The sequence below is a fragment of the Exiguobacterium sp. BMC-KP genome (assembly GCF_001275385.1).
GTDB lineage: Bacteria > Bacillota > Bacilli > Exiguobacteriales > Exiguobacteriaceae > Exiguobacterium_A.
In genome coordinates, this window is the sequence record NZ_LGIW01000015.1 from 1,119,672 (window position 1) to 1,145,755 (window position 26,084).

Here is a 26,084-nt window from a genome sequence, read left to right on the forward strand (position 1 = left end):
GGTACAATGAAGTTTGGATTTTTTTAAAAGGAGCTGTCATCCGATGGAACAATATCATGCACTTTGCGAACACATTTTGGAACACGGAACAAAAAAAGAAGACCGGACGGGAACGGGAACACTCAGCGTATTTGGTCATCAAATGCGCTTCTCCCTTCAAGATGGCTTTCCGCTCATTACGACGAAAAAGTTACATATGAAGTCGATCATCCATGAGTTGATCTGGTTCATCTCTGGCGATACGAATATTCGTTATTTACAAGAAAATGGTGTGCGTATTTGGAACGAATGGGCAGATGAGAATGGAGACTTGGGTCCTGTTTACGGGGCACAGTGGCGCTCTTTCCCACGTCCTGACGGTACGACGGTCGATCAACTCGCACAAGTCATCGAACAAATTAAAACAAACCCAGATTCCCGTCGCTTGGTTGTCAGCGCTTGGAATCCTGGTCAAGTCGATGAGATGGCTTTACCTCCATGTCATCTCTTATTCCAGTTTTATGTAGCTGATGGAAAACTATCGTGTCAGCTGTATCAACGCTCAGCTGACGTTTTCCTTGGTGTACCATTTAATATTGCATCTTATGCCTTACTGACACATATGATTGCTCATGTCTGCGGTCTTGAAGTCGGTGACTTCGTTCATACGCTTGGTGATGCTCATATCTATTCAAATCATATTGAACAAGTCAATCTTCAGTTGACGCGTACACCAAAAAAATTACCGACTTTACGTTTCGCTCGAACAGTCGAGCGAATCGAAGACTTCCGCTTCAAAGACATCATCATTGAAGGCTATGATCCAGATCCGCATATCAAAGGTGTGGTAGCTGTATGATTACACATATCGTAGCGTATACAAAAAACCGTGTCATCGGTCGTGACAATGCGATGCCTTGGCATCTTCCAGCTGATTTGGCACACTTCAAGCGTACGACGATTGGCAAACCGATCATCATGGGACGAAAGACGTTCGAATCAATTGGACGTCCGTTGCCCGGTCGAGAGAACATTGTCATAACGCGCGATCAAACGTTTGTAGCAGAAGGCGTCACGATTTGGCATGATCTATCCGCTTTACAACCGTATGTCGATTCAGAAGAAGAAGTCTTTTTGATTGGTGGAGGAGAATTGTTCGCTCAAACACTTCCTCTTATTCGACGTCTGTACGTAACCGAAATTGATGCGGTTCTTTCTGGAGACGTTCATTATCCTGAGATCCCGTCTTCCTTTCAGATCACTTCTGAAACACGTTATGACGCCGTCGAGGGAAACGATTACCCGTTCATCATTCGTCGATACGATCAGTAACTAAAAAACCAGCCACATTGTTCCGAATACCGGAACTGCGTGGCTGGTTTTTTTACGGAATTTGCATGATCCATTCTACAATCCATTCCTCCATATCGGACTCTAAGTTAGCAGTCATAATATAGTCTGTAGCACCGCGAGATAATGCATCTGCTAGACAATCGTCTTCTTGATCCGTAACGACTAAAACGTCAATGATCGACTCACGTTGCTGTTTCCACTCTTCTAAACGACAAAAGTTCTCTGTTGCTAACTCAGCGAGCGAAAGAATCACTAATTGTAATGGTGTCTTCCGTTGATCAGCTAACGGAATCACTTCAATGTGGTATTTCGGATGATTTGGCATATCAAGTGTATGTAACTGTTTGAGTAGCCTCTCCTCCACTCGAATATAAACCGATGATTTTTCGATAGATATTGCAGTAGAATAGGAAATCACCTGATTACGTCCGTTACGTTTCGCTTGATATAAAGCTTCATCTGCCTCTGCAGTTGACTGAGCAAGTGATGTATGAACATCAAAAGAAAAGGATAGACCAATCGAAACAGTCACTTTTAATCCATTCGCAAAGATATGGCGCTCGACACGCTCGCGTATTTTATTCATACTCGCAACGGCTTGAGATAATGTTTCTGCTGAAAACAACAAGATGAACTCCTCACCACCAAAACGAATGAATTCGTCATCCAGTCGAGCAGCTTGTTGAACGACGGTAGCTAGTTCTGAAAGGACCACATCCCCCGTCGGATGTCCATGTAAATCATTGATACGCTTAAAATGATCGATGTCAAAAATCGCTAGCCCAAATGTCCGCTGTTCACGCTCTAGACGTGCTAGGCGACGGTCAAAAGCATTTTGAAGGTATTTCCGGTTATAAGCACCCGTCAACTCATCCACTAAGATCGTCGACGATACAATTCGCAGTTTTCGTAAAAGTCTTGCCAAGCGAACATGTCGTTCTTCGTTCGTCACTGTTTCGTCCCAGTAGTCATCTGCCCCCATCTCATAACTGATCTGACGAATTTCCGACCGATTCGGACCGACGATGATGACTGGAACGAATGCAGATTCCATTTGCTTGATGAACTTTTGGAACAGTTCTAACGAATCCACGATACATGCATGGTCGATAATGACAGCATCCATCGCAATATCATGAGAAATCGATAAGGTGTCTTCGATCGAACTGAAAAACCGTGACATATAGCGTGCCTGTTCGAGCGACTTTTTCCATTTGATATTCTCAAGGAATCGTTTCGTCACGGTGACGACTAATTCCTTCCGAATTCGATTCGCACGTGAGCGTTCCGATAACTGATCGACGATGGGTTGTAGTAATTCTTTGACGACCGGCTGCGAAATGACCGCATTCATTTGCTCCCAAGTAACTTTTTCTCGACTCACTTGATCGGCAAGTCCTTTGAAGAGTTCGTCTCTACCGAGTCCTTCCATCCAGCTTGCTAATGCTAGTAATTCTGTCCGCGGTACGGTTGACATCCGAAGTAACGTCTCCACCATGATAATGGTTTGTTGAAGTTGTTTTTCTGTCCGCTTTCGACCCCGTTCCATGAAAATCCCCTCTCTTTCTATACATCCGAAGAACATTCCTCGGATAAAGAGAAAGCGAGGGCATTCCCCCGCTTTTTCAACTCACGCTTTTAGATTTGGACGGACCATATCTGCTGGTACGATCCATTGATCATATTGTTCTTCTGTTAAAAGACCTGTAGCAAGTGCCGCCTCTTTTAATGTAGAGCCCGACTTATGCGCTGCTTTCGCAATTTTCGCTGCATTCTCATATCCGATGTGCGGATTGAGTGCTGTCACGAGCATAAGCGAACGTTCGACGTTCTCAGCGATGACCGATTGCTCTGGCTCAATTCCGATCGCACAATGGTCATTAAAGGAATGCAAGGCATCTGTCAGTAAACGAACAGACTGAATGAAGTTATACATAATTACCGGTTTGAAGACGTTTAGTTCAAAGTTTCCTTGGCTCGCAGCGAAACCAATCGTTGCATCATTACCAAGAACTTGTGCTGCCACCATTGTCAACGCTTCACTTTGAGTCGGGTTGACTTTCCCTGGCATGATTGAACTACCTGGTTCGTTTTCTGGAATCGTGATCTCACCAATTCCCGCTCGCGGACCTGACGCAAGCCAACGAACGTCATTCGCAATCTTCATCGCATCCATTGCTAGTGCTTTGACGGCACCGTGCGTAAAGACGAGTTGATCGTGGCTCGTTAAGGCGTGGAATTTATTTTCCGCACTCGTAAACGCAAAGCCAGTTTCTTCGCTCATCTTTTTCGCTGCCAAATCACCAAACTCGGGATGAGCATTGATGCCAGTTCCAACTGCTGTACCACCGATTGCGAGTTCCGTTAAGGGATCAAGCGTCCGTTCGACCATCTGCTTTGAGAGCTCAAGCATCCGTACCCATCCACTGATTTCTTGACCGAGTGTAATTGGAGTTGCATCTTGTAAATGCGTCCGTCCAATCTTGACAATATCAGCAAAGGCCTTTGCTTTTTCATCCAGTGTCGCGTGAAGCGCATCGATCGCTGGGAACAATGATTCCAGTAATACCGTCTTCGCTGCTAAATGCATCGCTGTCGGATATGTATCGTTTGAACTTTGTGATTTGTTAACGTCATCATTCGGATGGATCGTCGTTTCACTACCTTGTTCTTTTAGTTTTCGTGTCGCGACCCGAGCGATCACTTCATTGACGTTCATATTAGATTGTGTTCCTGAACCTGTTTGCCAAACGACAAGTGGAAACTCATCATCAAATTTCCCCGCGATGATTTCGTCACAAACTTCAGCAATGACACCAGCCTTTTCCGCCTCGAGTACGCCTAAGTCACGATTCGCGAGTGCTGCTCCCTTTTTCAGGACTGCGAAGGCACGAATGACTTCAATCGGCATTTTTTCGGTTCCGATTTTAAAGTTTTCCAAACTACGTTGTGTTTGAGCGCCCCATTCTTGCGCTTCCGGTACACGAATTTCCCCCATCGTGTCACGTTCTAGACGGTATTCCATAAACAAATTCCCCCTTTTGATTACTTCTCCTATAGTTTACCGCAAAAGCAGATAGAATGGGAATGAGAGAGACAGTTTTGGGGAATAGTTTATTATCGAAAAAAGGAGTGAAGATTTCATGTGGTTGATCAATTTAATGATTGTCTTACTATTAATTCTAGCAAACGGAGTGTTTGCGATGACCGAACTCGCTTTGCTGTCTTCAAAACGGTCAAAATTAGAAAAAGCAGCGAATGATGGTAAAAAGTCAGCCCATGTTGCGTTAGAACTACTCGATCGACCAACTGATCTGCTATCGACTGTACAAGTCGGCATCACATTGATCGGAATCATTAACGGTGCCTTTGGTGGTGCTGCTCTCTCAGGTCCGGTCATCAATTGGCTCGCCCAATTTGGATGGATTGCCCCTTACGCTAGTACGATTGGTTATATTCTTGTTGTGACGGTCATCACTTATATATCCCTCGTCATTGGTGAACTTGTTCCAAAACGGATTGCGCTCGTCAGTCCTGAACGAGTAACGATGTGGCTTGCCCCACCGATGCGCTTTTTCTCAATCATTCTCCGGCCATTCATCTGGGTCCTCAGTAAATCAACCAGCTCGATCTTCCGCTTGATTGGTCTCGATCGATTGCAAACGGAGGACGAAACAGAAGATGAAGTCCGCCAATTACTGATCCGTGGTACTCAAGAAGGCACGTTTAATCGCTCGGAAGCCGAGCAAGTCTCTCGTGTCTTTGATTTCCATGATTTATACGCTTACGAACTGATGGAGCCACGGACGGTTACCGAATGGATTGATTTAGCCGATGATCCTGATACGATTTTACGCGAACTAAAGGAAGCGCGACATCGTAACTTACCTGTTGGTCATAGCGACTTGGATCACTTCGTCGGCTTCATCGATGCGAAAGAAGTCCTATCGACGGAACAACCTGTTCAAGAACTTGAACGACTGATTCAATCCCCACTCATCGTGCCGCGTCAATTGAAAGCAACGGTTTTGCTTGAGCGGATGCGAAAAGAGACGGTATCGATTGCTTTCGTTTTAGATGAGTACGGTGGTTTTCTCGGTATGATCACTTTATTCGACATCCTCGAAGCATTCGTCGGTGAGATTTCGAGCGTCGAAGAAGAACCGGAACTCGTCATGCGTAAGGATGGATCCTTTCTTGCGGATGGATTATTGCATATCGATGATTTAAAGCGAACGCTTGGTTATACAGAGGATCTACCAGGTGAACAGTTAAATGCTTATCATACGGTTGCCGGCTTAATTTTGTATACGCTAGGCGATGTACCTTCTCGCGGTAGTACTGTCGAGATTGGTCCGTATCGATTTGAAGTTGTTGACTTAGATGGACGTCGCGTCGATCAAATCCTTATTGAACGAATTGAACATGAACAAACACCCCTACCGTGATGATAGGGGTGTTTCAGTGTGCATTAGACTTCATACAAGCGTAACGCCTCGCGTGCTACACGATCTGCCTTATTCTCGGATCGCGGAATCCACTTCACGAATGCAAGCGGTAAAAGTTGGTAGCGCTCAAAGGCAGGATCAAAGATCGTCTGTGTTCGTTTGTTCTTGACGAATTCGCGTTCGACTGCAAGTGCAACCGCTTCTGAATCGGTCCGAAACGAGATGACGCTTTCTCCTTGTGTGATGAGTTCATGTGCCCACTCAACTGCTTTTGCAAAAGCGATGAATTCTGCTTCATGATTATTGATTGCTTGGATTTGATACATTTTCTCCGTGACTTCGCCCTCGGAATTTTTACTAAAGAGCCCCACCGCCGCTTCGTCGTTTGAGGGACGGACCGTGCCGTCAAAATAAAGTTCAACCATGTTCAATTGCCGCCTCGATTCCTTTTCGTATCGCCTGTTCATCCAGTCCTTTACCAATGAAGACGAGCGTCGTCTTTGGTTGTTCACTGAACGGTTCTCGGATGGCTGTTCCGTAAATCATTCCCGTTCCTTGAAGAATGACTTTTCGTTCCGTATCTGAAAAATGGATGATCCCTTTATACCGATAGAGATCTTCTGCATACGCTTCTAAAACTTCACGCAGGACCATCCCAAATCGATTTCGATTCAACGGTCGTTCTTCGACAATCGTCAGTGCCGTGAAATCTTCGACTGACTGATGGAGCTGATCCGTTTGCTGACTGAGCCGTACTTGTTCTTCTTTTGGAAAGTGGAACGTTTCAAACAATTGACTAGATTCAACTTGTCCTAGTTCCGTCTCGATAATAGCTGCTGAAGGATTGCGTTCGCGTAGCAAAGCAATCAATGTTTCGCGATCCGACGCATTGACTAAATCGATTTTGTTCAAAAGAAGGACATCTGCAAATCCGATTTGTTTCACGTTTTCCTGGAACCTCAATTGACGTTCCAAATGGTACGCATCAATGACCGTAACGACACTTGAAATTTGATAAAACTGTTCAACGGCTGGTTCAAAATAGAATGTCTGCAGAATCGGTCCTGGATCAGCAACACCTGTCGTCTCAATCAATAAGCGATCAAACGATAGTTCGCCATCTCGACGGCGTTTGGCAATCCGAAGTAAAGCATCCCGTAAATCGCCTCGAATCGAACAACAAATGCAACCATTCGTCAGTTCAATCATCTCTTCATCACTACGCTCGATCAACGCTTCATCAATATGAACGGAACCTACTTCGTTAACGAGTAAGGCAAACTTTTCAGTTGGTTGAGAGACGAGATGATTGAGTAACGTGGTTTTACCGGCACCTAAAAAACCAGTGATGACGGTCGTACGTATTTTGTCTTGCATGATTTCACTCCTTAGCGTCCTTGTTGCTGACGCCATTTTTCTTTTCGTGCATCGAGCAGATCAATCGCATGGAGATACCAAGCGTCTGTCGTTTGTGGTGTAACACTTGATCCCCACTCGCGTTTACCATGATGTGATAATACCATATGCATGAGACGATGATAGACCGCACGCGTTAATCGAATATCTTCTAGTCGAAGCGTTTGCTCGAGCACGAAGCATCCGTATGGCATATGGCCGATCAATACACCATCTGGATCAAGTGCAATGCCTGCCACTTCTTCTTCTTCTTCCGTCACCTGCAATAGTCTTGAAAAACGATCTTCCGAAGCCCCTGCATGTGTATACTCCCATAGTTTTCCGATGTCATGCAGTAAAATACCGAGTAATAATTCATTTGGGTTTGGACGTTGGTCTAACAGGGCAATACCTTTTGCAGCTTGATAGAGCGCATCAAAACTGTCATCCCAAGAAAATTGGCGTATCTCACGTTCGCCCGCTTGGAATAGTTCATTTTTATGATCAGCTTCTGCTTCTTGGATACATTTGAGAAGCGTCAAGTAGGGTTGTTCACTGTCGCAAATACCTCGACCGATCGTCATCATACAAGCTGTATGTTTGAGTAGTCCACCAATATAGGCATGGTGATGAAAAAGAGCAGCCGGTCGTGTTGAGAAGTCCGTCCAGTACTGCCGCAATATCGAAAGCGCAATCTCTTGATAAGGAGAATCAAGCTGACCGACTAATCCAAGCAATTGATCGCGGTATGTTTCAAGCGACTCATCTGCCGGTAACTGGGGCAAGAACTGTGTCGGTGATGCATCGTGGATTGGTGTGACACGCTGAACCGTCAACGATTTATTGCCCGATTGCGGTGGATATTCCTCTACCTTCGCCTCGACTCGAACGATTCGTGTCTCGAGATACGGACGGAGTGCTTCTTCTGCTGTTCCTTGATTGATCCATTGTTTTCCCTTGCAAGATCCTGCTGGTGAGTTGAACGTGAATTGTAACCATTCTCGCCCAGTTTGACCAGTACGGATTTCACCAGAGGCAACAAGTAAGACCTCTTCAACTCGTTCACCGGGTGCAAGTGTATCCATCGAAAGCCCAATCGGTTGATCCGAATGGTGGATAGAAAAAGCATCATTTTCATAAGGAGGCATTGTCACTTCTGGAAGTGCCTTAAATAATTGAATCACATCGTCTCACTCCTTTTTCTTCATTCATATCATAGCAGACACGATTTCATCACGACTACTATTAAACAGATATTGTAAGCGTTTTCTAAATGAATTATGATGAAATTGGAAGTCTACTTTATTGCCTAAAGGAGGAGAAAAGATGATTCGACCACTTACTCATTTATACAGTGAAGCTGTCGCCACACTCGATCAATGGGATGCAACAGAAATCGTGACACGCGATCAAATTCGGCAAGCTGTTCAATTGTACGATCCGTATCAAATGCAAACGTCATATGCACTCGAGCAATTGTTGATCCATGAATTACGTGAAGCTTGTCACCTTGTGCAAGAGCAAGGACTAACGCTGGCTGATGTACAAACAGAATTACTCATCCTCTCTGCGTTTCAAAGTGATGCGGGCTATCAGGCAGAAGAGATTCAAGATATGTCGCCGACTGCCATTAAACGGCATTTGTCTTCTCTTGATGCTGCTTTTAATCGAGTTTTGCATCAATTGTTTTTACATCAGTCGCAACCAGACATTCTCTGTCAACGGTTCTTGACGATTCTCGCAGGCGCGGTCGCCACAAAATGTGCAATCCGTGCTAAGCGTCTTAAGGAAGCGACACTTGTACATCCATAACAAAAAAATCCTGACTCGCATGAGTCAGGATTTTTTATTCAACGACCTGGCATTCCAGCTCCTTGATTGGTTTTGTATGAAAATGCGGCGTTCCGCTTCGTCATATTCTATAGTCATCATGACAAACTATTCAAGCGCTGTCAATTCTTTTCTAAAAAAAAAGTGGACCGATTTTCGATTGAAAATCAGTCCGAATGGAAGAGTGAATAATTACCATGGCAATGCTTGATTTCATCATACAATGCAATGGAAGCGTTTACAACCCTTTTTCGTTAAATTTTTTCAAGAAAATATTCGTTTGCGATTGGCAAGTGGATGACTTCGATTCCACTTTGACGCATCAGGTTCAATCCGTCCCCATATTCATATCCTGTTGAATAGACGACACGATCGATTTTCGAGGCAATCAGCGCTAAACTGCACGCGTGACATGGACTATGTGTGACGTAAGCTGTCGCATGTCGCGCACTCGTCGAGTCGGCTGCTAGTTTGCCGAGTGCATTGATTTCGGCATGAATTTCATGCTGTTTCGACCATTCATGATGTTCCTCTTGATTTTCACAACGATAAAACTGAACACCATCTCGTTCCATCGACTCTTCACTAATCGGGTGATCAGGTCGTGATGTATAGAGAATACCATCTTGCTTTAAGTAGATTTCATTACAATTCACATGTTGACTGGGTGTTCCGTTTATCCCAATCGAAATCGGTTTCTCATCTTTGACGATGACACAAGCAACAGACTTGGATGCACATTTAGAATGACGATCTGCCATCATCCGTGCAAATAATAACCACGTCGTATCCCACTTCAACTGCTTCTCTTCGCTTTTCATTCCTAATCCTTCCTTTCATGAAGGAAAGGAACACGAAAACTCGTGTTCCTTAGTATGGTCGATTCGGTAGTTCTCTACTTTTTGAAGCGACTTCGATGACTTTTTGTTTCAATTCGTTCTCCATTCGCTCAAGTTCATGCTCTGCGTCACGACGCTTCTGTTTTCCTTCTTGTTGGATACGTAATGTCTCATCAAGTGTCTCGATCAAGTTTTGATGTGCAACCTTTAATGACTCAACAGATACGATGCCTTTTTCGTTTTCTTCAGCAATCTCGATAGACGATTCCTTTAGCAACTTCGAATTTTGCTCAAGTAATTGATTCGTTGTATTGGTGACATCCTTTTGCATTTCAAGAGCTGCCTTTTGACGTGACAAGCTTAAGGATAGGACCACTTGGTTCTTCCACAGTGGAATCGTATTGACGACCGCTGATTCGATCTTTTCTGCTAAAATTTGATTATTTTGCTGAATGACTCGAATTTGCGGCGCCATTTGAAGACTGATCGTGCGTGACAATTTTAGGTCATGGATTTTCTTTTCAAAACGATCGGTTAATTGAATCAAGTCATTCAATTCTTGTAATTTTGTCTGATCCCGCGATACTTCAACTTCCGTTCGTAGAGGTTCGATCTCATGTTGACGAACGTGAGCAATTTTTGTTTCCCCAGCAGCAATATAAACGTTCAATTCTTCGAAATAACGCTTATTCTTTTGGTACATTTGATCAAGTAATGTGATGTCCTTCATCAATCCGAACTTCGAACGATCTAGATTGTGTACGACTTCTTCCAGATACGCACTCATCTTCTCGTATTGTAAGAAGTACGTCTCCGCTTTTTTCTTCGCCCGACCAATGACCGGTACGTTCGACCAGAAACTCTTTTTTTCTTGGAGCGTGTCTGGATCCATTTGGCGGACACGTTGCATTAAATCACTCAACAATTTCCCTGCTTCGCCGCCATCCTTCATCTTCACTTCACTTAAGACTTGATCAGAGAATTGGGATAACTCACGTTGGACAGGCGCCCCAAACTGCATGACGGCATCCGTTTTCTGAAGATCAATCACCTGCAGTAGACGTTCAATCTTTTGTCGTTGTTCTGACGGAACATCTGAAGGAATCATCTCTTCAACCGGTCGCACCGGCATTTTAGGTGGTGTCTCTGCTACGTTCAGATCGACCGACGGATCAGAAATCGTCGGTTGATCTTGCTCATCAGGCCATTGTTGCCATGTATCTTTATCAGAATGGGTCATGTCGGTAACTCTCCTCCTGTTTTCGTTGTTCAGTCTCTTGCGTCAGCACCTTTTCAATCGTCAAAAGTTCCCGTTCTAAATCAACGGTATCCCCTTCAAGCAACAAGGTTTGTTGTTGTTTCAACTTTTGACCAATCATCTTCAAGTTCGAAATCAACTGATTTTTCGTATCCAATTGAACTTGTGCACCCCGGCGTTCCAAATCGGCATATTTTTCTGAAATCGACAATAAGGAATCCAGGTAGAATGTAAAGAAGTCCCGAACTTTTTTGACATCGCGTGGACTTTCATACAACTCCTCGAACAACACATGCGCTTCACGCGATACGATTCGCATCTCACTTCTGATTTCACTATCTCGAATGGACGGAACGATTTGATCGTACGTTTGGATTTTCGCAAATCCTTCTTCAATTGTCCGTTGTAATACTTGAAGCTCCAAGTCATCCGTCTCTTCAAAACGACGCGTCGCCCGTTCTGGTTTTAAAATGACACTTCCAACGAATTCCTCTTCATCGTCAAGAAGTAATTTCTTTTTCACGTTTTTTCGCTTGATTTCAGTCGACTTCCGTTCTGTCCGATATCGTCGACCTGGTTTTGTCCGGTAACCGCTCCAAATGAACCACAAACCAAGAGCGATGAAGATTCCCGAGAAGTTGAACGTATCGGCTAATTGTAGAAATACGAACATCATACCGATGGAACCAAATATCCACCATGAAGACTTCATGTCATCCCCTCTTCCTTCTTGCTGATTCTTCTATCAGGTTTACGTGTCTTTATTTTAACATTACGTACGGTCTAACAAAAAGTTTCCCGTTTTTGCGAAATGTTATGCCTCATGTATTTATATTTCACCATACTTTTTAAGGAATGACATCCGACCGAAGAATGAACTATTCGTTCTTTCCTTCTTTGTATTACTTCATAACAAATAAGGTAGTCGACTGTATTGGTCGACTACCTTATGGAGAAGAATACATTTGTTATCCAAACAATGGCCAGACAAGAATAATGAGAATCGCGATTGGACTCAAGTAACAGACACTAACTCGCCAGATTGGGACCATTTTCTTCATCATTGGACTAGTCACCAATTCTTGCTCGACAAGTGCACGGTCTAACTTATAACCGGCAAAAATAGAAATTAATAATGCACCGATTGGCATCAAAATATTCGAGACAAGGAAATCGACGCTGTCAAAGAACGTTTTCCCCATGAATTGAGTATCACCTAAGATTCCGAATGAGAGTGCAGACGGAATGCCGACAATGGCGATTGCTAGCGTTGCAAGCCATGTTGTCCGCTTTTTATCACGCATCGTCGCGTTTTCTTTACGATCCGTTAAGGAAGCAACAACGACTTCAAGCATCGCAATCGATGAAGTAATCGAAGCGAAAGCGAATAAAAGGAAGAACAACGTCAAGAAGACCGAGCCAAACTGAATTTGACTGAAGACGGTTGGTAAGACGATAAAGAGTAACGCCGGTCCTTCTGCTGGATCAAGACCTGAAGCAAAAACAGCTGGGAAAATCGCAAATCCTGCAAGTAACGAGACAGCAACGTTCATTGTAACGATCCAAGCTGCAGAACGATTGATCTCTCCACGTTCTTTCATATAGGAAGCATACGTTAGCATCGCTGAAACACCGAGCGATAGTGAGAAGAATGCTTGACCGAGCGCACTAAGCACTGATGTTCGATTCAAGACCGAGAAATCAGGCTGTATGAAGAATTTAACACCTTCCATTGCCCCATCGAGTGTCAAAGAGCGGACAACGAGAACAATGAAACAAACGAATAATAAGGGCATCATGATTTTACTCATTTTTTCAATACCAGATTGAACCCCACGTAATACGATCCAACATGTCAATGCGAGGAAAATCAATTGTCCTGAAATGACATACATCGGTGAGGCTGAAATCGTACCAAACAGTTCACCAAGCGCACCACTGTCCATCGTTGTTAAGCGACCAGTAAAGCCAAGGATCGTGTAAATCAAGACCCATCCACCGATTACGCTGTAGAAAGAGAGCAACAAGAAACATGCGATGACACCAAGGACACCAATAAACGTGAATTTCTTATGACCAAGCGCCGAGAATGCTCGAAGCGCCGTTTTCCCGCTCGTTCGACCGATTAAAAATTCGGCAATCAAGACAGGCAGTCCAAGTAGTAAGGTAAACACGAGGAACAAGAGTAAAAAGGCGCCGCCTCCGTTTGTCCCAGTCGTGTACGGAAATTTCCAGATGGCCCCCAGACCAATGGCGGATCCCGCTGCTGCTAAAATAAATCCAACTTTTGAAGCCCATGCGTTTCCTTTCATGGTGCTCCACCTCCTTTTCAAAATACTTTTTCATTGTACAGAAAGAATCTGTGAAAGTCATCCTTTATCGGATATTTTCTTTAAAGCGTCAAAGCATAACCGCATATATGTAATGAAACATATAAAAAGAAGATCATTTTTTACAACGACCTTCTCTTCATTCATATTTTATTATTGTATGCCTCCGTACATTCGAAGGTATTCCGGTAGCACTTTAACAGTAATTGGTGTATGAATCGCTTTTTCACCATCTGTATCAATTACTTTTGCATTTTTCGTCTTTAACTGAAAACCGCTTGTCAAAATGTGCGTAAAGGACGGATCATTAGCAAGACCAATTTTTTGAAGGATGACATCGCGAATCGTCGTTAGATTTACTTCATCAACGATGACTAAATCAAGCTTCCCGTCATTATACGCTCCATCTGATAAATTCGTTTCAATTCCGCCAAGTGATTCTCCATTTGCCGCAAGAATCAGTACCGCTTCGCCAGTCATATGACGACCTTCATCTAAGATCAATTCATATTCGAATGGTTTTGCTTCTAAACTCGATCGGATAGTCGATAAATAATACCCCATCTTACCAAGACGTGCTTTTTCTTCTGTATCAATGCCTATCGATGCTTCTGCGACAAGACCAACACCAAGGAAGTTCAAGAAATAGCTATCTTCGACTTGTCCAAGGTCGACTTGAACGACATGTTGCATCGCAATCGCTTCTGCAGCAAGCCGTGGAGCCATCGGTAAGCCAAGTGTTCGCGCAAAATCGTTACACGTTCCTCCAGGAATGATACCAAGAATCGGACGATCGTCTAGTTTTGCGACACCGTTAATCGTCTCAAAAACTGTTCCATCTCCACCGATAACGACAACAGCATCAAACGCGGATGACTCTTCCGCAAATTGCATCGCATCTCCTGCTTGCCTCGTATTTTTAATAACGATCTCGTCGAATAACGTACTTAACGGTTCGATAACTTCTCCGAGTAACCCCGTACCATTTGTTCCGGCTGTCGGATTACTGATCAGTAATAATTTCATTGGATGATGCCTTCTTTCTTCAGATAATCGCGAGCGACTTCATTCGCCGTCTTCCCACCGTATGCGACAGCTTCATTCATCTTCGACATTTCTTCATCAGAGATTTTACCCGATAATTGCTCAAGTGCTTGTTCTACTTCTGGATACTCATCGATCGTTTCTTGACGCAGAAGGGGAGCTCCTTCGTATGGCGGGAATAATTGTTGATCGTCCTTTAAAACGACCATATCGTATTTAGCGATTTCAGGATCCGTCGAGTAGGCATCAATGACATCAATTTCCCCCGACTCGATTGCTTTATAGCGTAATTTCGGTTCCATCGTGACGACTTTCTTGAAATTGACATCATATTTATCTTGAATTCCTTTATAGCCATCTTGACGATCTTTGAACTCTAGTGTAAATCCAGCCGTCAACTGATTAGCGACCTGCTTCAAGTCAGAAATCGATTTCAAATCATATCGTTCTGCTAATTTTCGTGGAACAGCCACTGCATACGTATTGTTATAGTTCATTGGCGGTAAAAGCGCCAATTGTTGTTTCTCTAGTCCTGCTTTAGCTTGTTCATAAACTTCTTTTGCATCGTTTGATTTCGGTTTTTCGTTCGTCAAACTAGCGAGTACAGTTCCTGTAAACTCTGGGTATGCATCGATGTCTCCTGACTCAAGTGCCTTGTAAACAAACGTCGTCTTACCGAAGTTTGGTTTGACTTGAACGGTTAAATCAGTCTCATCTTCAATGACAATCTTATACATATTCATTAAAATTTCCGGTTCTACACCAAGTTTACCGGCCACAACGAGATCCGGTCGTTCACTACGTCCGAACGCGAATGGTGCTGCGACGATTGCGACCATCAAGACGACTGCCGTCACGAGGCGTGCTGTTTGCCGTTTCCGGGTCGCTACTTCCGTTTGACGTAACAATCCATCAAATAATAGCGCGAGGAGTGCTGCTGGAATCGCACCCAGCAACAGTAGATAGTTATCATTTCGATCGATTCCTAGAAGAATGATCGATCCTAAGCCCCCAGCACCAATCAAGGCAGCAATTGTTGCCGTACCAATGATCAATACCATGGCTGTTCGAATGCCCGCCATCATGACAGGCAAAGCTAACGGGAGTTCGACTTTCCAAAGACTTTGCATCGGGGTCATCCCACAAGCTCGTGCTGCTTCCTTGATCGAAGGATCGACTTCGGCAAGACCCGTGTAGGTATTACGAACGATTGGTAATAAAGAATATAGGACAAGTGCAATAATGGACGGAACTGTACCGATTCCGACAAGTGGTATCATCAGACCGAGTAGGGCGAGTGATGGAATCGTCTGGATGACAGAGGTTACACCGATCGACCACTCACTCAGACGTTTGTTGCGTGATAAATAAATCCCCAGTGGAATAGCGATGACACATGCGATCAGCAGAGATATAACGGATAACTGAATATGCTCAATTAGTGCTTGAAGCAATTCCGTCTCTCGGTCCTGATATGTTTCGATCAATCCATTCATTCGACACTCCCCCTGACTTGACGCATGAACTCTTGAACGAATGGATCGTTGCTGGCTAGTACTTCTTCTTTCGTACCAATGAAAGCAATCTCTCCAGCATTCATTAGACAAATGCGACTGCCCAGTTTTAATGCTTCGTTCATATCGTGCGTGACGAACAAAATGGTTTTTCCAAGCTCTTCGTTTAGATGCAACAAATCATTCTGCAATTGTTCCCGTGAAATGGGATCAAGTGCAGAAAATGGTTCATCCATCAAGATGACGTCCTGTTCTGCTGCGAGTGCGCGCATGACGCCGACACGTTGTTGTTGTCCCCCAGATAGTTCACTTGGATATTTTTTCTTAAGCGATGTGTTCAACCCTGTCAGTCTGAATAGTTCCTCGACCCGACGCGTCACTTTTTGTTTGTCCCATTTCAATAATTCGGGTACGACGCTGACATTTTCCTCAATCGTCATGTGTGGAAATAGGGCAATCTGTTGCAAAACGTATCCAATTCGACGCCGGAGTTCATGTTCATTAATTGACATGATCGGTTCACCGTCAATCCAAATTTGCCCCTCCGTATGATCAATCAACCGATTAACCATTTTCATTGTCGTTGTTTTACCGCAACCTGAAGGACCAATCAAGCAAAAAATCTCGCCTTGTTCAACAGTGAAGTTGACGTGTTGTACTGCCTTTGTTCCGTCTGCATACGTTTTGCCGACATCCTTAAATTCAATCACGTATCATCCCTCGTTTCCCCTGTTTATTATCTTTGTAAAATTCCCCTTTCTCGAGCATTCTAAAACCTATTATGTCCACTCCTTATCCTGTTTTTCTCATTTTACATTCATGCAAATCAGTTTAGAAAAACAAAAAAAGACGGTGGAATCGATCCACCGTCTGACTGTTTGATTCTATTATTCGAATGTCACCGTTACATGGCGGCGACCCCATTCTAACGCCTCTTGTTTTGATCCAACTAGAAGATCCATGATTTTTCCACGAATCGCACCACCTGTATCGAGGGCAATCGCATCCCCGAACCCTTCAACGTGTACCTTAGTTCCAAGGGGCACGACCGATGGATCGACTGCTACAATCCGACGTCCTTCGTATGTAATCGTATTCGTGACGTCATAACCCGATGCCGTTAATGCACGACCGTTATACAGGCGACTTCCATTGTTTTCTGGATTTGTCGTATATGCTGTCGTCTCAAATGTTTCCGTACGTTTCGCTGAACGATTGGACTTTGTTTGCGAACGACTTTGTTTCTTTGCCTGTTGCGCTTTCTTTTTAGCATCTATTTTTGCTTTCTGTCCGGCTTTTTCTTTCTGTTCTGCTTGTAAGCGTGCCTGTTTTCGTGCTTCTGCTTGTTCCAGCTTCTTTTGAGCAGCTTGACGTTTCATTTCTAACGGATTTTGTACGATCGTCTTCTCCGTACCAATACCGATTTGTGCTGCTGATGCTTCATGATGTGGCAAAAGAATAAATATGAATCCCGCTAAACAAAGGGATAATAGGAATGATGTTCGTTTCATGTTGATGCCAACCTTTCTTGCCGTTTTACGACCCGCACAACGTATCACGGTGACAAACGGTTTGAAAAGCGAACACCATGAATTGAAATATATCTGTCAAAAAGTAACGAAACGGTTACACGCTTACAAAAAACGCTCTCATCCGTTGTGTAGCAACGCTTTTATATTTTGTAACCGTTCTGTTACGATTTACTCTTTGTTACTCTTCTGTAATAAATGTATTTTTTCGATGTTTTCAGTTATTTTGTCCAATTTTCTCTTCACTCGTCTAAAGTAGCAGTTCATTATTATTCACTTATCTGGATGAACATGAAAAAAGCACACCGTATGAACTGGTGTGCTCTCATACATTATTTTGTTTTACGTTCTAACAGTTCAATTTCTGACTTTAATAACACTTGTTTTTCAAACTCCAAACCGAGTGACTCAAAGTTTTTCGTATGAGATAGGTCACCAACGACTGTATTTGTCAATACAGCTGTCACTTCCGCAACCCAGCCATCTTTTGTTTTTACCATATCGCCAACGATATAATCGAATAACTCTTCTGTTTCTTCCATCTGACTCATCTCCTGACACGTTCAATTACAGTTAATCATATAAAATAACGACCGAAAAAGCTAGTCACGCGTTAATTGAGCCAAGAACTGGCGCAAGATTTTAGCAGTTAGTCCCCAAATCAGATAGTCCCCATGCTCATAAAAATGCTCCGTGACCGTATACGTGCGATCCAAGTAGGCTTCACGATTCGCCATTCGTTCTGTTGGGACCTCTTTTCCTGGTCGGATTCGCCACTCCATATCCCCTTTGATTGGTTTTGAAGTCATCAACTCTTTTAATGATACGAGAAACACATGATCGACTTCTGCTGGAGAAGGCTTAAAATCCGTCGCATGAAGGATACCGAGATACGGATAAATGATTGACCGATTTGGTGTCACAAGCGGCTCTAACGTTCCAATCAGTTCAACTTCTGAAGCTTTGACATTCAATTCTTCGACCGTCTCACGGATAGCTGCTGCTTTTGGTGATTCGCCATCATCGATTCGCCCGCCTGGAAACGCGATTTCACCTGGCTGTGAACGCAGTGTCTTGGCGCGTACTTGAAATAACAAATAGACTTCGCCATCCTGTTCGACCAACGGAACGAGTACGGCTGCCGCATGACGAGGTAAACGTTCTTCAGAATCTACATACTGCTTTCGGATATCGGCTAAGTTCACCTGTTTCATCGCCCTTCTTGTGCAACATGATGGTACGCTTCTTCAAGATGGCGCATACGAACGATTAAATCCGCATTTTTAGCGATCCGATCTGATAAGATTGATCCTGCTACCGTCTTGTAGTAGGCGTTTAAAGCATTGCGCTTGGTCAGATGCGCCTCGTTCTGACGGATATATTCCTTAAAGTTCGCAATCAATCGTTCTGTCGTAAAAAGTTGTTCGTTCACAAGTTTCATCCTTTCACACGTCGAGCGTGTCATCAATAGTTTAATGGTAACGAGTTTTGGCTAAGATGTAAATTAAGGGGGGTTATCCGTGAATAAAAAATTAGATGTCCTCATTATTGGTGCCGGACCAACCGGTTTAACACTCGCACTCGCACTCTCGCGCTATGGATTATCCTTCCGCATCGTTGAACGTGCAAGTGGACCATCTGTCGTCTCCAAAGCCATCGGCATTCAAGCACGTTCCCTTGAATTGTTCGCAAGACTTGGTGTGGCAGAAGACTTAATGGAAAATGCGATTAAAATCAATCAGGGAAACCTCTATGTTAATGGCGCATGGCAGGCAAAACTTGATTTTACTGATTTAAATACACCTTTTCCGTTTGTTACGCTCTTGCCCCAAAGTGAGACGGAACGGATTCTCGAAGCACAACTCGCCGCTTACGGGCATAGCGTTGAACGAGAGACGGAATTAACGGGATTCGCTCAATTCCCAACGTTTGTCACCGCTTCCTTACAACATAAAGGAGAAACGGAGACAGTTGATGCCTCTTTTATTATCGGAGCTGATGGTGCAAATAGTTTCGTCCGTCGGGAACTCGGACTTCCATTTAGCGGTAAGTCTTTTAAAGAATCTTGGGCACTGGCAGATATCGAGGTCGATTGGCCACTTTCTTCCGAAGAAGTACACATTTTCTTCTCTGATCATGGCGTCATCGAGTCGTTTCCTCTTCAATCGAATCTATTTCGCATCACCGGCAATCTAACGAGCGGACCTGTTCCGACGGATCATAATGCGATTGATGATTTTTTGAAAAATCGAGCTAAAGTTCCGTTTAAGCTCAAAAAAGTCCATTGGTACTCGATGTTCCGCGTTCATAATCGGATCATTGAGAAGTTCGGACATCATCGCATCTATCTGATTGGGGATGCGGCTCACATCAATTCTCCCGTCGGTGGTCAAGGGATGAATACTGGTATTGCCGATGCGATGAATCTTGCATGGAAACTTTGGTGCGTCCACCAGTTCAAGGCGAGCTTTCCGTTACTCGACTCCTATAGCGTCGAACGGCGAGAAGCGGCACAAGGGATCTTAAGGTCAACGAATCTTGCGACGGAACTCTTGCAAATCAACATTCCCTTTTTGTTACCGTTGCAAGAGAAAGTCATTCGAAATAGTCTCAAAATCGCACCACTGCATCATTTCGTAACGAATCGAATCGCTCAGCTCAACAGTCACTACCCAGCGAGTTCAACATTCGTCACACAAGGACGCTTCAGTCCATTGACGCCAAAACCAGGTGAACCAATGCCTTATAGTGAAGTCGTTCATCCGCGAACGAAAAAGAATGAACTCTTGTTGCGTCGCGCTGACCGAAATTTCTTATTACTATTGTTCTTACCGAAGAATGCTACAGATGATCTTCTTGAACCATTTAAGGAATTAGCTTATACGTATCCGGATCTCTTTGAAACAGTGCCAATTCATCAATCCTTAAAAGAAGATGGTGTCGTCGATCAAGGCGGTGAACTCGCACGACGCTTCGGTATCAAACAGTCCGGATTATACTTGATTCGCCCCGACGGTTATATTGCTTATCGCCAACAAGGTTTAAAAAGTAAATCATTCGCTCGGTATGTTGAACGTTTACTTTATGCGCGATAACTCGGTATGATAGTAGATGAGGTGAACATCTATATGGATATACAACTGATTCGAACGGTTTTAATCATTCTTCTCATTGTCGCGTTTCTTGTCATCGTCAGTAGACGAACAAAGGAAAATCTTCGCTGGTCGCTTCTTGGAGAGGCTTTTGGTGAAAAAGGGGAAGATTTATTGAAGGATGCTGCTCGACTAGAGGCAGCTGAACTAGACATTCGCGTTGAGCGTGGTATTAAGACTTCGTTTTTGTTCCGACGTTTCAGCAAAGACTTGGACGATCGCGTTGCGGTCTATGTCTTAAAAGAAGATCTAACACAAGCTGAGGAAATTCTTGCGACACGACCGAGACGTTAAATTGATCAAGATATCACCAAAAAGGCAGTGAAGCGAACGCTTCACTGCCTTTTCTCATTCTTGGTGCTGGGCGAGATAAAATGCAACTTGTTTTCGTTCTTGTTCTTGAACAGGTGAAGATTTCTTTGAGACGATGAATGCTCGTACATCTTTGAACGTATGTCCTGTCGGAAATTTAATGCGTTCCGTCCGCATCTGTGGTGCCTTCGGGAAAAGGGTCATAGCATGAATCGGAATGGTCACCCCTTGCTCCTTCAACGCTTTACGAACAGCTTGAACGATTCGCTTCGATTGATCAATTGGATGAGGTGTAAACAATCTCTTTCCATGAACAGGATCCATCACGTGGCACGATTCCTCTGTCATCCATTCTATAGCAGCATCGTTTTGCAACAAGAGAAATAGTCCTTTCGGTCCAATTAGAGCAAAAGGGATGGTAATCGTGTCCGAAAGGCGAATGCGTTCAAATAACATCCAATCAAAACGACACACATGACGGATTTCATTACAAAGCGCATCTGTTTCGTACGTCGTCGTATTCACTTGTTTATTTCCAAAGAAACGGCGACGTGGTGGTTCCGGAACCGAAGCTGTCATGACTTGTAACATGATTCATCATCCTTTGTAGTATGTATTATTAGTTATCTTAACACCGTTTTCCTTCAGATGATGATTCTTTCAAAAAGAAGGCAATCAAAAAAGATATTCCTGACCAATTGGCAGAAATATCTTTTTGATTCATTAGTCTTGGTGCGGTCGTCCGAAGACCGCCTTCTCGAGATTTGAGATGCGACGCAACATGTCATAGTTGGATGAACTAGAAACTTGCGGCTCCGATTGTTCGACGCGACGTTCCTCCCGTTTTTCCGGTTGAACAGGCGCTTGTTTCAACGACTCATTCTCTTTCTTCAGACGTTCGATTTCACGTTCGAATCCTTCATAATCTTTAATGATTTGATCCAAGTATCCATCGACATCCTCGATGACGTAGCCACGGAGGCCGGTCTTGAATTCTTTTTTATAAATATCGTCCGCTGTCAACAATGGCTTATACATCCTCTTCACTCCCACTGGTCATTGTGTTGTAATTCTTGTTCGAGCCAAGATAAATCATCTTGCGTAATCAAAAACAACTGATAATCGGATTGTTCCATTTCCATTCTAGCACGCTCTACTAAAAATTTCGCTGATCCTCCATGTTCTTCATCAAAAACCGATAACAACCCTTGGCTTTTTTGAATCATGAATTCCGTTTTATTACGTAACTGTGATGGATCCGTGTACGGTTTCTGACTAATTGCTTCCACAAAGTCAGCTTGTTCAAGGATTGAAAGATACTGTGCTTGCACAGGTTCTTTCCAGCGTGCCTCCTGCTCTAGAAATGGCAAGAGGATACCTAGACGAATATCTGGATAGTCTTCCTTCAATTCTAGAATGACCTCGCACGCCCAGATTTCACAGCCAGGTGACGCACTCGTAATGAACCACTCCGTTCCACGATCTTCAATTAAGCGAATTATCCGCTCTCGGTAGGCTGCCTTTAAGACACGGATACCGGGATGTTTTTGATCGAAGATGCCTAGTTCATTTGGCTTGTACCCTGTGATGGCAACCACTTTCACGCGTTACACTTCCTTTTCAACCGACGTCCTCGATGATCAAGCTCTGCTAAGATTCGTTCTTTTTTCGTAATTAACCAATGGTGGCGTTCGACTTGGTGTCGTGCTCGTTCAGTATAATCATAAGCAAGCACTGGATCTTTTGCAATGTGCTCCGCCCATTTCGCGAGTTCGATATACCCCAAGTAACTATCACTTTTTAAGAAACATTCTCGAGCTTGTTCATGGTTTTTCATTTTTTTATGCAAATACCCTTTTCGCAGCCACCCTTCTGGCGATAACTCTTTGACCTGCTGAAAATGAGCATGGGATCCTTCATGGATTCCGAGATCTGCTAACCAAATCGCGATGTTCTCTTGAATCGGTGAAGGTGCCTCTGCCCGATGCGTGACGAGTCGGTTGCACGTGTCATACAGACTAACGAGAGTCAGGCAGTCATCAAGATGATGTTGTAAGACGCCTGTCATGATATCGGGATGCTGATGTTCGACGTACTGGAAGTAATGCATAGGCGCCAAAAATCCAGGTAAATCTCCCTCTCGTTCGAACCCGATTCGCTCTTCCATCGCTGTTAATCGATAAGAGTCGTACATTCCTTTGAAAATTCGCCGTGCAACATGCAGTAAATCAAGATGACCGACTTTCGGTAACCGCGGAACGCGTTCCCGCACGAAGACATGTCGTGTCTTGATTTGTGGCCAGTCAAAACTTTTACCGTTATAGGTTACGAACCGGACATCATCTCCGATGTCGTGCAGAAAGTGATGATAAAAGGCAGCTTCAAAGTGTGGATGTGGTAAGAAATACTGACGCATCAGTAACCCGCACTGCTCAAAGCGAGCAAAACCAAGCAAAAAGATTGTCGTTCCGGTTCCTCGTAATCCTGTCGTCTCTGTATCAAAGAAGATGACCTGCTCGAGCGGGACGTCCAGCGCAAGCGGTGGATGCGGCAGTTGTAAGGACTCATACACTTCCGCAAAGCTTCGATCTCCATGACGGTCCGTTAACGCATACCGTTTGTCGATCCGAACAATCCACTCTTCTTCAAAAGTTAAGATGTCGGCCCCTCGATCAATCCAAGCCTGCTGCTCGTCGGTCCATCCGACTAGTCTCTTCGCTGTTTCCGTTTCAGAAGCGGAAGAAGCAGGAGTATCCGGTGCGACGTCTGATGTAGATTTCAGCATGCGTCTAAGACGATTTTTCATGATAGTTCCTTCTCCATTTCTGCTAATAACTGAATCGTTCGTTCTTTTTCATCTGCGACACCAACCATACCGATACACGCAGGACAACCGTCCTGACAAGGACACGTGATGATTGAATCTCGTGCTGCACGCAACATGACACCGCGTTGCTTATAGATCGACTGCGCTAGACCAACACCACCAGGGTAACGATCATACAGATAGACGGTAGGCTGTTGTGTGTGTGTCGCTTTGACTTGTGGCACGACAAAGACGTCACTCGCATCACACATCAAATAAAGCGGTGCAACACGCCGTAGACTATTCGCGACGCCTTCTAACACTTGCTCTAGCTCTGTCGAGGAGCGTGCGTGATCAGGTAAAGTGAACCAGACACCTGTCGTGTGAATTTCTCGTTCCGGTAAATGAATCGGACCAGAGCCGATGTTCTCATGGGTGCCGAACTTAATCTTCTTAAACATCGTCGCCATCCCACGAACGCTGACATCGCCACGGGCAACACTATATTCTCCTTCAGCGTATCGTTCGTCTTCTTCGAGTACAGAAAGGTCGACTGAAAAATTAGCATCTGTATAATAATCAACGTCTACGGCACGGACGAAGGCTTTTTTCTCTTCAAAATCTAAATGTTCGACTTGATATTGATCCGCTCCATGAAGATAAATCGCCTCGTCATGTAACAACGTCATCGCACTGAATGTATCCATCTCACCAATGACCCGATTCGGTACCTCTGTCTGGTCAACGATGATGACGTTCTCTTGATCACTCGATCGAAGCGAAATTCCGTGCGCCGGGAACGCATCGTTCATCCAATAATAACGTTCGCCTCTTTCGTGCAAGACACGCTCTTCGACTAAGTACTCCAGGATATCCTCCGTCTCAAGTGTCCCGAATGACTCTCCTTTTGTAAAGGGTAGTTCAAACGCTGCACATTTGACATGATCTACTGCAATGATCAGATTATCTGGATCGAGGCGTGCTGCTTCTGGTGATTGATTCAAGAACAGTTCTGGACGTTCTGCGACGTATTGATCGAGCATACCGGAAGAAGCGACAAGGATGATCAAGGCATCATCTTGACGGCGGCCAGCGCGACCTGCTTGCTGCCAGAGCGAAGCAATCGTTCCCGGATAGCCATTCATGATACAGACTTGCAGTTGACCGATATCGACACCAAGTTCGAGAGCATTCGTCGAGACGATACCCGTGATCTCACCTTGTCGTAATCGACGTTCGATATCACGTCGTTCACTTGGCAAGTATCCTCCTCGATACCCTTCGATTGATCGTGGACCAAGTTCATGCGGGTAGATGCTTCGTAGATACGTCAATAAGACTTCGACGCGGACACGTGACCGTGCAAAGATAATCGTTTGGAATTTTTTCTTGATGAAGCGCATCGCCAGTTGTTTCGTCTCAAGCGTCGCTGAACGTCGTATCCCAAGTTGCGCATTGACGATGGGCGGTTGATAAACGAGAAAATGTTTACGTCCAGTTGGCGCACCATTCTCATCAATCAGACCGACTTTTTTTTCCGTTAATCGTTCTGCCAGTTCCTTTGGATTGGCGATCGTCGCACTCGTCATGATAAAAACCGGGTCACTCCCGTAATAACGACAAATCCGTCGTAGCCGACGAATGACATTCGCGACATGACTACCAAACACACCACGGTACGTGTGTAACTCATCAATGACGATATATTTAAGATTCTCAAATAATTCAATCCATTTGGTATGGTGTGGCAAAATCCCGGAATGTAGCATATCCGGATTCGTAATGACGATGTTCCCTGCTTTTCGTACTTTTGTTCGAATCGTTGGTGATGTGTCCCCGTCATAGGTAAAACAACGGATTGGGGCTTCTAATTGATCGATCAGTTCCAGTAACTCACTATTTTGATCTTGTGCGAGAGCTTTCGTGGGATAAAGATACAATGCTCGCGCGTTCGGATGCTGTAATAGATGCGATAAGACCGGTAAATTAAAACAGTAAGTCTTTCCTGATGCGGTTGGTGTGACGATGACCGTCGACTCTCCCGCTTGTACACGTTCATACGCTAACCCTTGATGACGGTATAACTGGTTAATTCCACGTATTCGTAGCGCTTGTCGCAAACGATCTGGTAGTTGTTCTGGAAAATCGACATAACGTCCCGCTGTCGCTTCCATTGTTTTCATATACGTAATCCGCTCCATGAACGAGCGGTCTTGTTTGAGTTCTTCAAGAAATGCAACGAGCGTTTGTTTCGCTTGCATGCCTTCACTTCCTTCCACTTCTCTCATTATACAA

Annotated in this window: 27 protein-coding genes; 6 read left to right on the top strand and 21 right to left on the bottom strand. The window is 44.2% G+C overall.

The annotated features are described in order from the left end of the window. The first annotated feature begins 43 nt into the window (after positions 1–43). Together ADM98_RS11715 and ADM98_RS11720 are read left to right on the top strand one after the other, a co-directional pair. Positions 44–838, top strand: coding sequence for a thymidylate synthase (locus ADM98_RS11715; protein ID WP_053453682.1), 795 nt, complete (start codon positions 44–46; stop codon positions 836–838). Then, a complete protein-coding gene (locus tag ADM98_RS11720; protein WP_053453683.1) occupies positions 835–1,311 on the top strand; it encodes a dihydrofolate reductase in 477 nt (158 codons plus the stop codon). Before ADM98_RS11715 ends, ADM98_RS11720 begins: the two co-directional genes overlap by 4 nt. 52 nt (positions 1,312–1,363) lie before the next feature. Here the strand turns inward: ADM98_RS11720 and ADM98_RS11725 are convergent, their stop codons facing one another. Both ADM98_RS11725 and fumC read right to left on the bottom strand, forming a co-directional pair. Next, positions 1,364–2,881, bottom strand: coding sequence for a GGDEF domain-containing protein (locus ADM98_RS11725; protein ID WP_053453684.1), 1,518 nt, complete (start codon positions 2,879–2,881; stop codon positions 1,364–1,366). A gap of 81 nt (positions 2,882–2,962) precedes the next feature. Further along, a complete protein-coding gene (fumC, locus tag ADM98_RS11730; RefSeq protein ID WP_053453685.1) occupies positions 2,963–4,357 on the bottom strand; it encodes a class II fumarate hydratase in 1,395 nt (464 codons plus the stop codon). A gap of 118 nt (positions 4,358–4,475) precedes the next feature. Between fumC and ADM98_RS11735 the strand changes: the two genes are divergently transcribed. Beyond that, on the top strand, positions 4,476–5,780 hold the full coding sequence (locus ADM98_RS11735; protein WP_053453686.1) for a hemolysin family protein: 1,305 nt from the start codon (positions 4,476–4,478) through the stop codon (positions 5,778–5,780). Positions 5,781–5,803: 23 nt separating this feature from the next. Here the strand turns inward: ADM98_RS11735 and ADM98_RS11740 are convergent, their stop codons facing one another. The 3 genes from ADM98_RS11740 to ADM98_RS11750 are packed head-to-tail and all read right to left on the bottom strand — an operon-like array spanning position 5,804 to position 8,359. Then, on the bottom strand, positions 5,804–6,205 hold the full coding sequence (locus ADM98_RS11740; protein ID WP_053453687.1) for a reverse transcriptase-like protein: 402 nt from the start codon (positions 6,203–6,205) through the stop codon (positions 5,804–5,806). Continuing rightward, positions 6,198–7,157, bottom strand: coding sequence for a CobW family GTP-binding protein (locus ADM98_RS11745; protein WP_053453688.1), 960 nt, complete (start codon positions 7,155–7,157; stop codon positions 6,198–6,200). Before ADM98_RS11745 ends, ADM98_RS11740 begins: the two co-directional genes overlap by 8 nt. Positions 7,158–7,168: 11 nt before the next feature. Further along, complete coding sequence (locus tag ADM98_RS11750; protein ID WP_053453689.1) at positions 7,169–8,359, bottom strand: HD domain-containing protein; 1,191 nt, start codon at positions 8,357–8,359, stop codon at positions 7,169–7,171. Between the two features lie 142 nt (positions 8,360–8,501). Between ADM98_RS11750 and ADM98_RS11755 the strand changes: the two genes are divergently transcribed. Further along, positions 8,502–8,987, top strand: coding sequence for a hypothetical protein (locus ADM98_RS11755; protein WP_053453690.1), 486 nt, complete (start codon positions 8,502–8,504; stop codon positions 8,985–8,987). A 272-nt stretch (positions 8,988–9,259) separates the two neighbouring features. Here the strand turns inward: ADM98_RS11755 and ADM98_RS11765 are convergent, their stop codons facing one another. The 11 genes from ADM98_RS11765 to yvfG all read right to left on the bottom strand — a co-directional run bounded on the left by ADM98_RS11765 (position 9,260) and on the right by yvfG (position 18,951). Beyond that, the gene (locus ADM98_RS11765; RefSeq protein WP_053453692.1) at positions 9,260–9,826 is read right to left on the bottom strand and encodes a deoxycytidylate deaminase; all 567 of its coding nucleotides are present in this window, start codon (positions 9,824–9,826) and stop codon (positions 9,260–9,262) included. 49 nt (positions 9,827–9,875) lie between these two features. Further along, a complete protein-coding gene (locus ADM98_RS11770; RefSeq protein ID WP_053453693.1) occupies positions 9,876–11,084 on the bottom strand; it encodes a toxic anion resistance protein in 1,209 nt (402 codons plus the stop codon). After that, positions 11,071–11,814, bottom strand: coding sequence for a 5-bromo-4-chloroindolyl phosphate hydrolysis family protein (locus ADM98_RS11775; protein WP_053453694.1), 744 nt, complete (start codon positions 11,812–11,814; stop codon positions 11,071–11,073). Before ADM98_RS11775 ends, ADM98_RS11770 begins: the two co-directional genes overlap by 14 nt. Before the next feature lie 256 nt (positions 11,815–12,070). Next, a complete protein-coding gene (locus ADM98_RS11780; protein ID WP_053453695.1) occupies positions 12,071–13,414 on the bottom strand; it encodes a sodium-dependent transporter in 1,344 nt (447 codons plus the stop codon). 171 nt (positions 13,415–13,585) lie between these two features. Beyond that, positions 13,586–14,458 carry a diacylglycerol/lipid kinase family protein gene (locus ADM98_RS11785; RefSeq protein ID WP_053453696.1) on the bottom strand — a complete coding sequence of 291 codons (873 nt, stop codon included), beginning with the start codon at positions 14,456–14,458 and terminating at the stop codon, positions 13,586–13,588. Beyond that, positions 14,455–15,972, bottom strand: coding sequence for an ABC transporter permease/substrate-binding protein (locus ADM98_RS11790; RefSeq protein ID WP_053453697.1), 1,518 nt, complete (start codon positions 15,970–15,972; stop codon positions 14,455–14,457). Before ADM98_RS11790 ends, ADM98_RS11785 begins: the two co-directional genes overlap by 4 nt. Beyond that, on the bottom strand, positions 15,969–16,700 hold the full coding sequence (locus tag ADM98_RS11795; RefSeq protein WP_053453698.1) for an ABC transporter ATP-binding protein: 732 nt from the start codon (positions 16,698–16,700) through the stop codon (positions 15,969–15,971). Before ADM98_RS11795 ends, ADM98_RS11790 begins: the two co-directional genes overlap by 4 nt. Before the next feature lie 177 nt (positions 16,701–16,877). Then, positions 16,878–17,501 (bottom strand): 3D domain-containing protein, encoded by a 624-nt coding sequence (locus tag ADM98_RS11800; protein WP_053453699.1) that lies wholly within the window; start codon positions 17,499–17,501, stop codon positions 16,878–16,880. Between the two features lie 350 nt (positions 17,502–17,851). Then, a complete protein-coding gene (locus ADM98_RS11805) occupies positions 17,852–18,061 on the bottom strand; it encodes a hypothetical protein (protein WP_053453700.1) in 210 nt (69 codons plus the stop codon). 60 nt (positions 18,062–18,121) lie between these two features. Continuing rightward, entirely contained in the window at positions 18,122–18,733 is a 612-nt protein-coding gene (locus tag ADM98_RS11810) for an NUDIX hydrolase (protein WP_053453701.1), read from the bottom strand. After that, a complete protein-coding gene (gene yvfG / locus ADM98_RS11815; protein WP_035407279.1) occupies positions 18,730–18,951 on the bottom strand; it encodes a protein YvfG in 222 nt (73 codons plus the stop codon). The genes ADM98_RS11810 and yvfG overlap by 4 nt, the downstream gene beginning before the upstream one ends. An 88-nt stretch (positions 18,952–19,039) precedes the next feature. Here yvfG and ADM98_RS11820 point away from each other — a divergent pair, with 88 nt between their 5' ends. Together ADM98_RS11820 and ADM98_RS11825 are read left to right on the top strand one after the other, a co-directional pair. Next, complete coding sequence (locus ADM98_RS11820) at positions 19,040–20,614, top strand: FAD-dependent monooxygenase (RefSeq protein WP_053453702.1); 1,575 nt, start codon at positions 19,040–19,042, stop codon at positions 20,612–20,614. A gap of 33 nt (positions 20,615–20,647) precedes the next feature. After that, complete coding sequence (locus ADM98_RS11825; protein ID WP_053453703.1) at positions 20,648–20,965, top strand: hypothetical protein; 318 nt, start codon at positions 20,648–20,650, stop codon at positions 20,963–20,965. 54 nt (positions 20,966–21,019) lie between these two features. Here the strand turns inward: ADM98_RS11825 and ADM98_RS11830 are convergent, their stop codons facing one another. From ADM98_RS11830 to ADM98_RS11850, 5 genes are all read right to left on the bottom strand, one after another. Further along, positions 21,020–21,574 carry a nuclease-related domain-containing protein gene (locus ADM98_RS11830; RefSeq protein WP_053453704.1) on the bottom strand — a complete coding sequence of 185 codons (555 nt, stop codon included), beginning with the start codon at positions 21,572–21,574 and terminating at the stop codon, positions 21,020–21,022. A gap of 132 nt (positions 21,575–21,706) precedes the next feature. Then, a complete protein-coding gene (gene gpsB, locus ADM98_RS11835; RefSeq protein ID WP_053453705.1) occupies positions 21,707–22,021 on the bottom strand; it encodes a cell division regulator GpsB in 315 nt (104 codons plus the stop codon). A 5-nt stretch (positions 22,022–22,026) separates the two neighbouring features. Then, positions 22,027–22,587, bottom strand: coding sequence for an SLOG family protein (locus tag ADM98_RS11840; RefSeq protein WP_053453706.1), 561 nt, complete (start codon positions 22,585–22,587; stop codon positions 22,027–22,029). Next, entirely contained in the window at positions 22,584–23,768 is a 1,185-nt protein-coding gene (locus ADM98_RS11845) for a ribonuclease H-like domain-containing protein (RefSeq protein WP_235504886.1), read from the bottom strand. Before ADM98_RS11845 ends, ADM98_RS11840 begins: the two co-directional genes overlap by 4 nt. 17 nt (positions 23,769–23,785) lie before the next feature. Beyond that, positions 23,786–26,050: a DEAD/DEAH box helicase gene (locus ADM98_RS11850; protein ID WP_053453708.1), complete on the bottom strand. Its 2,265-nt coding sequence runs from the start codon at positions 26,048–26,050 to the stop codon at positions 23,786–23,788. Between the last annotated feature and the right edge of the window lie 34 nt (positions 26,051–26,084).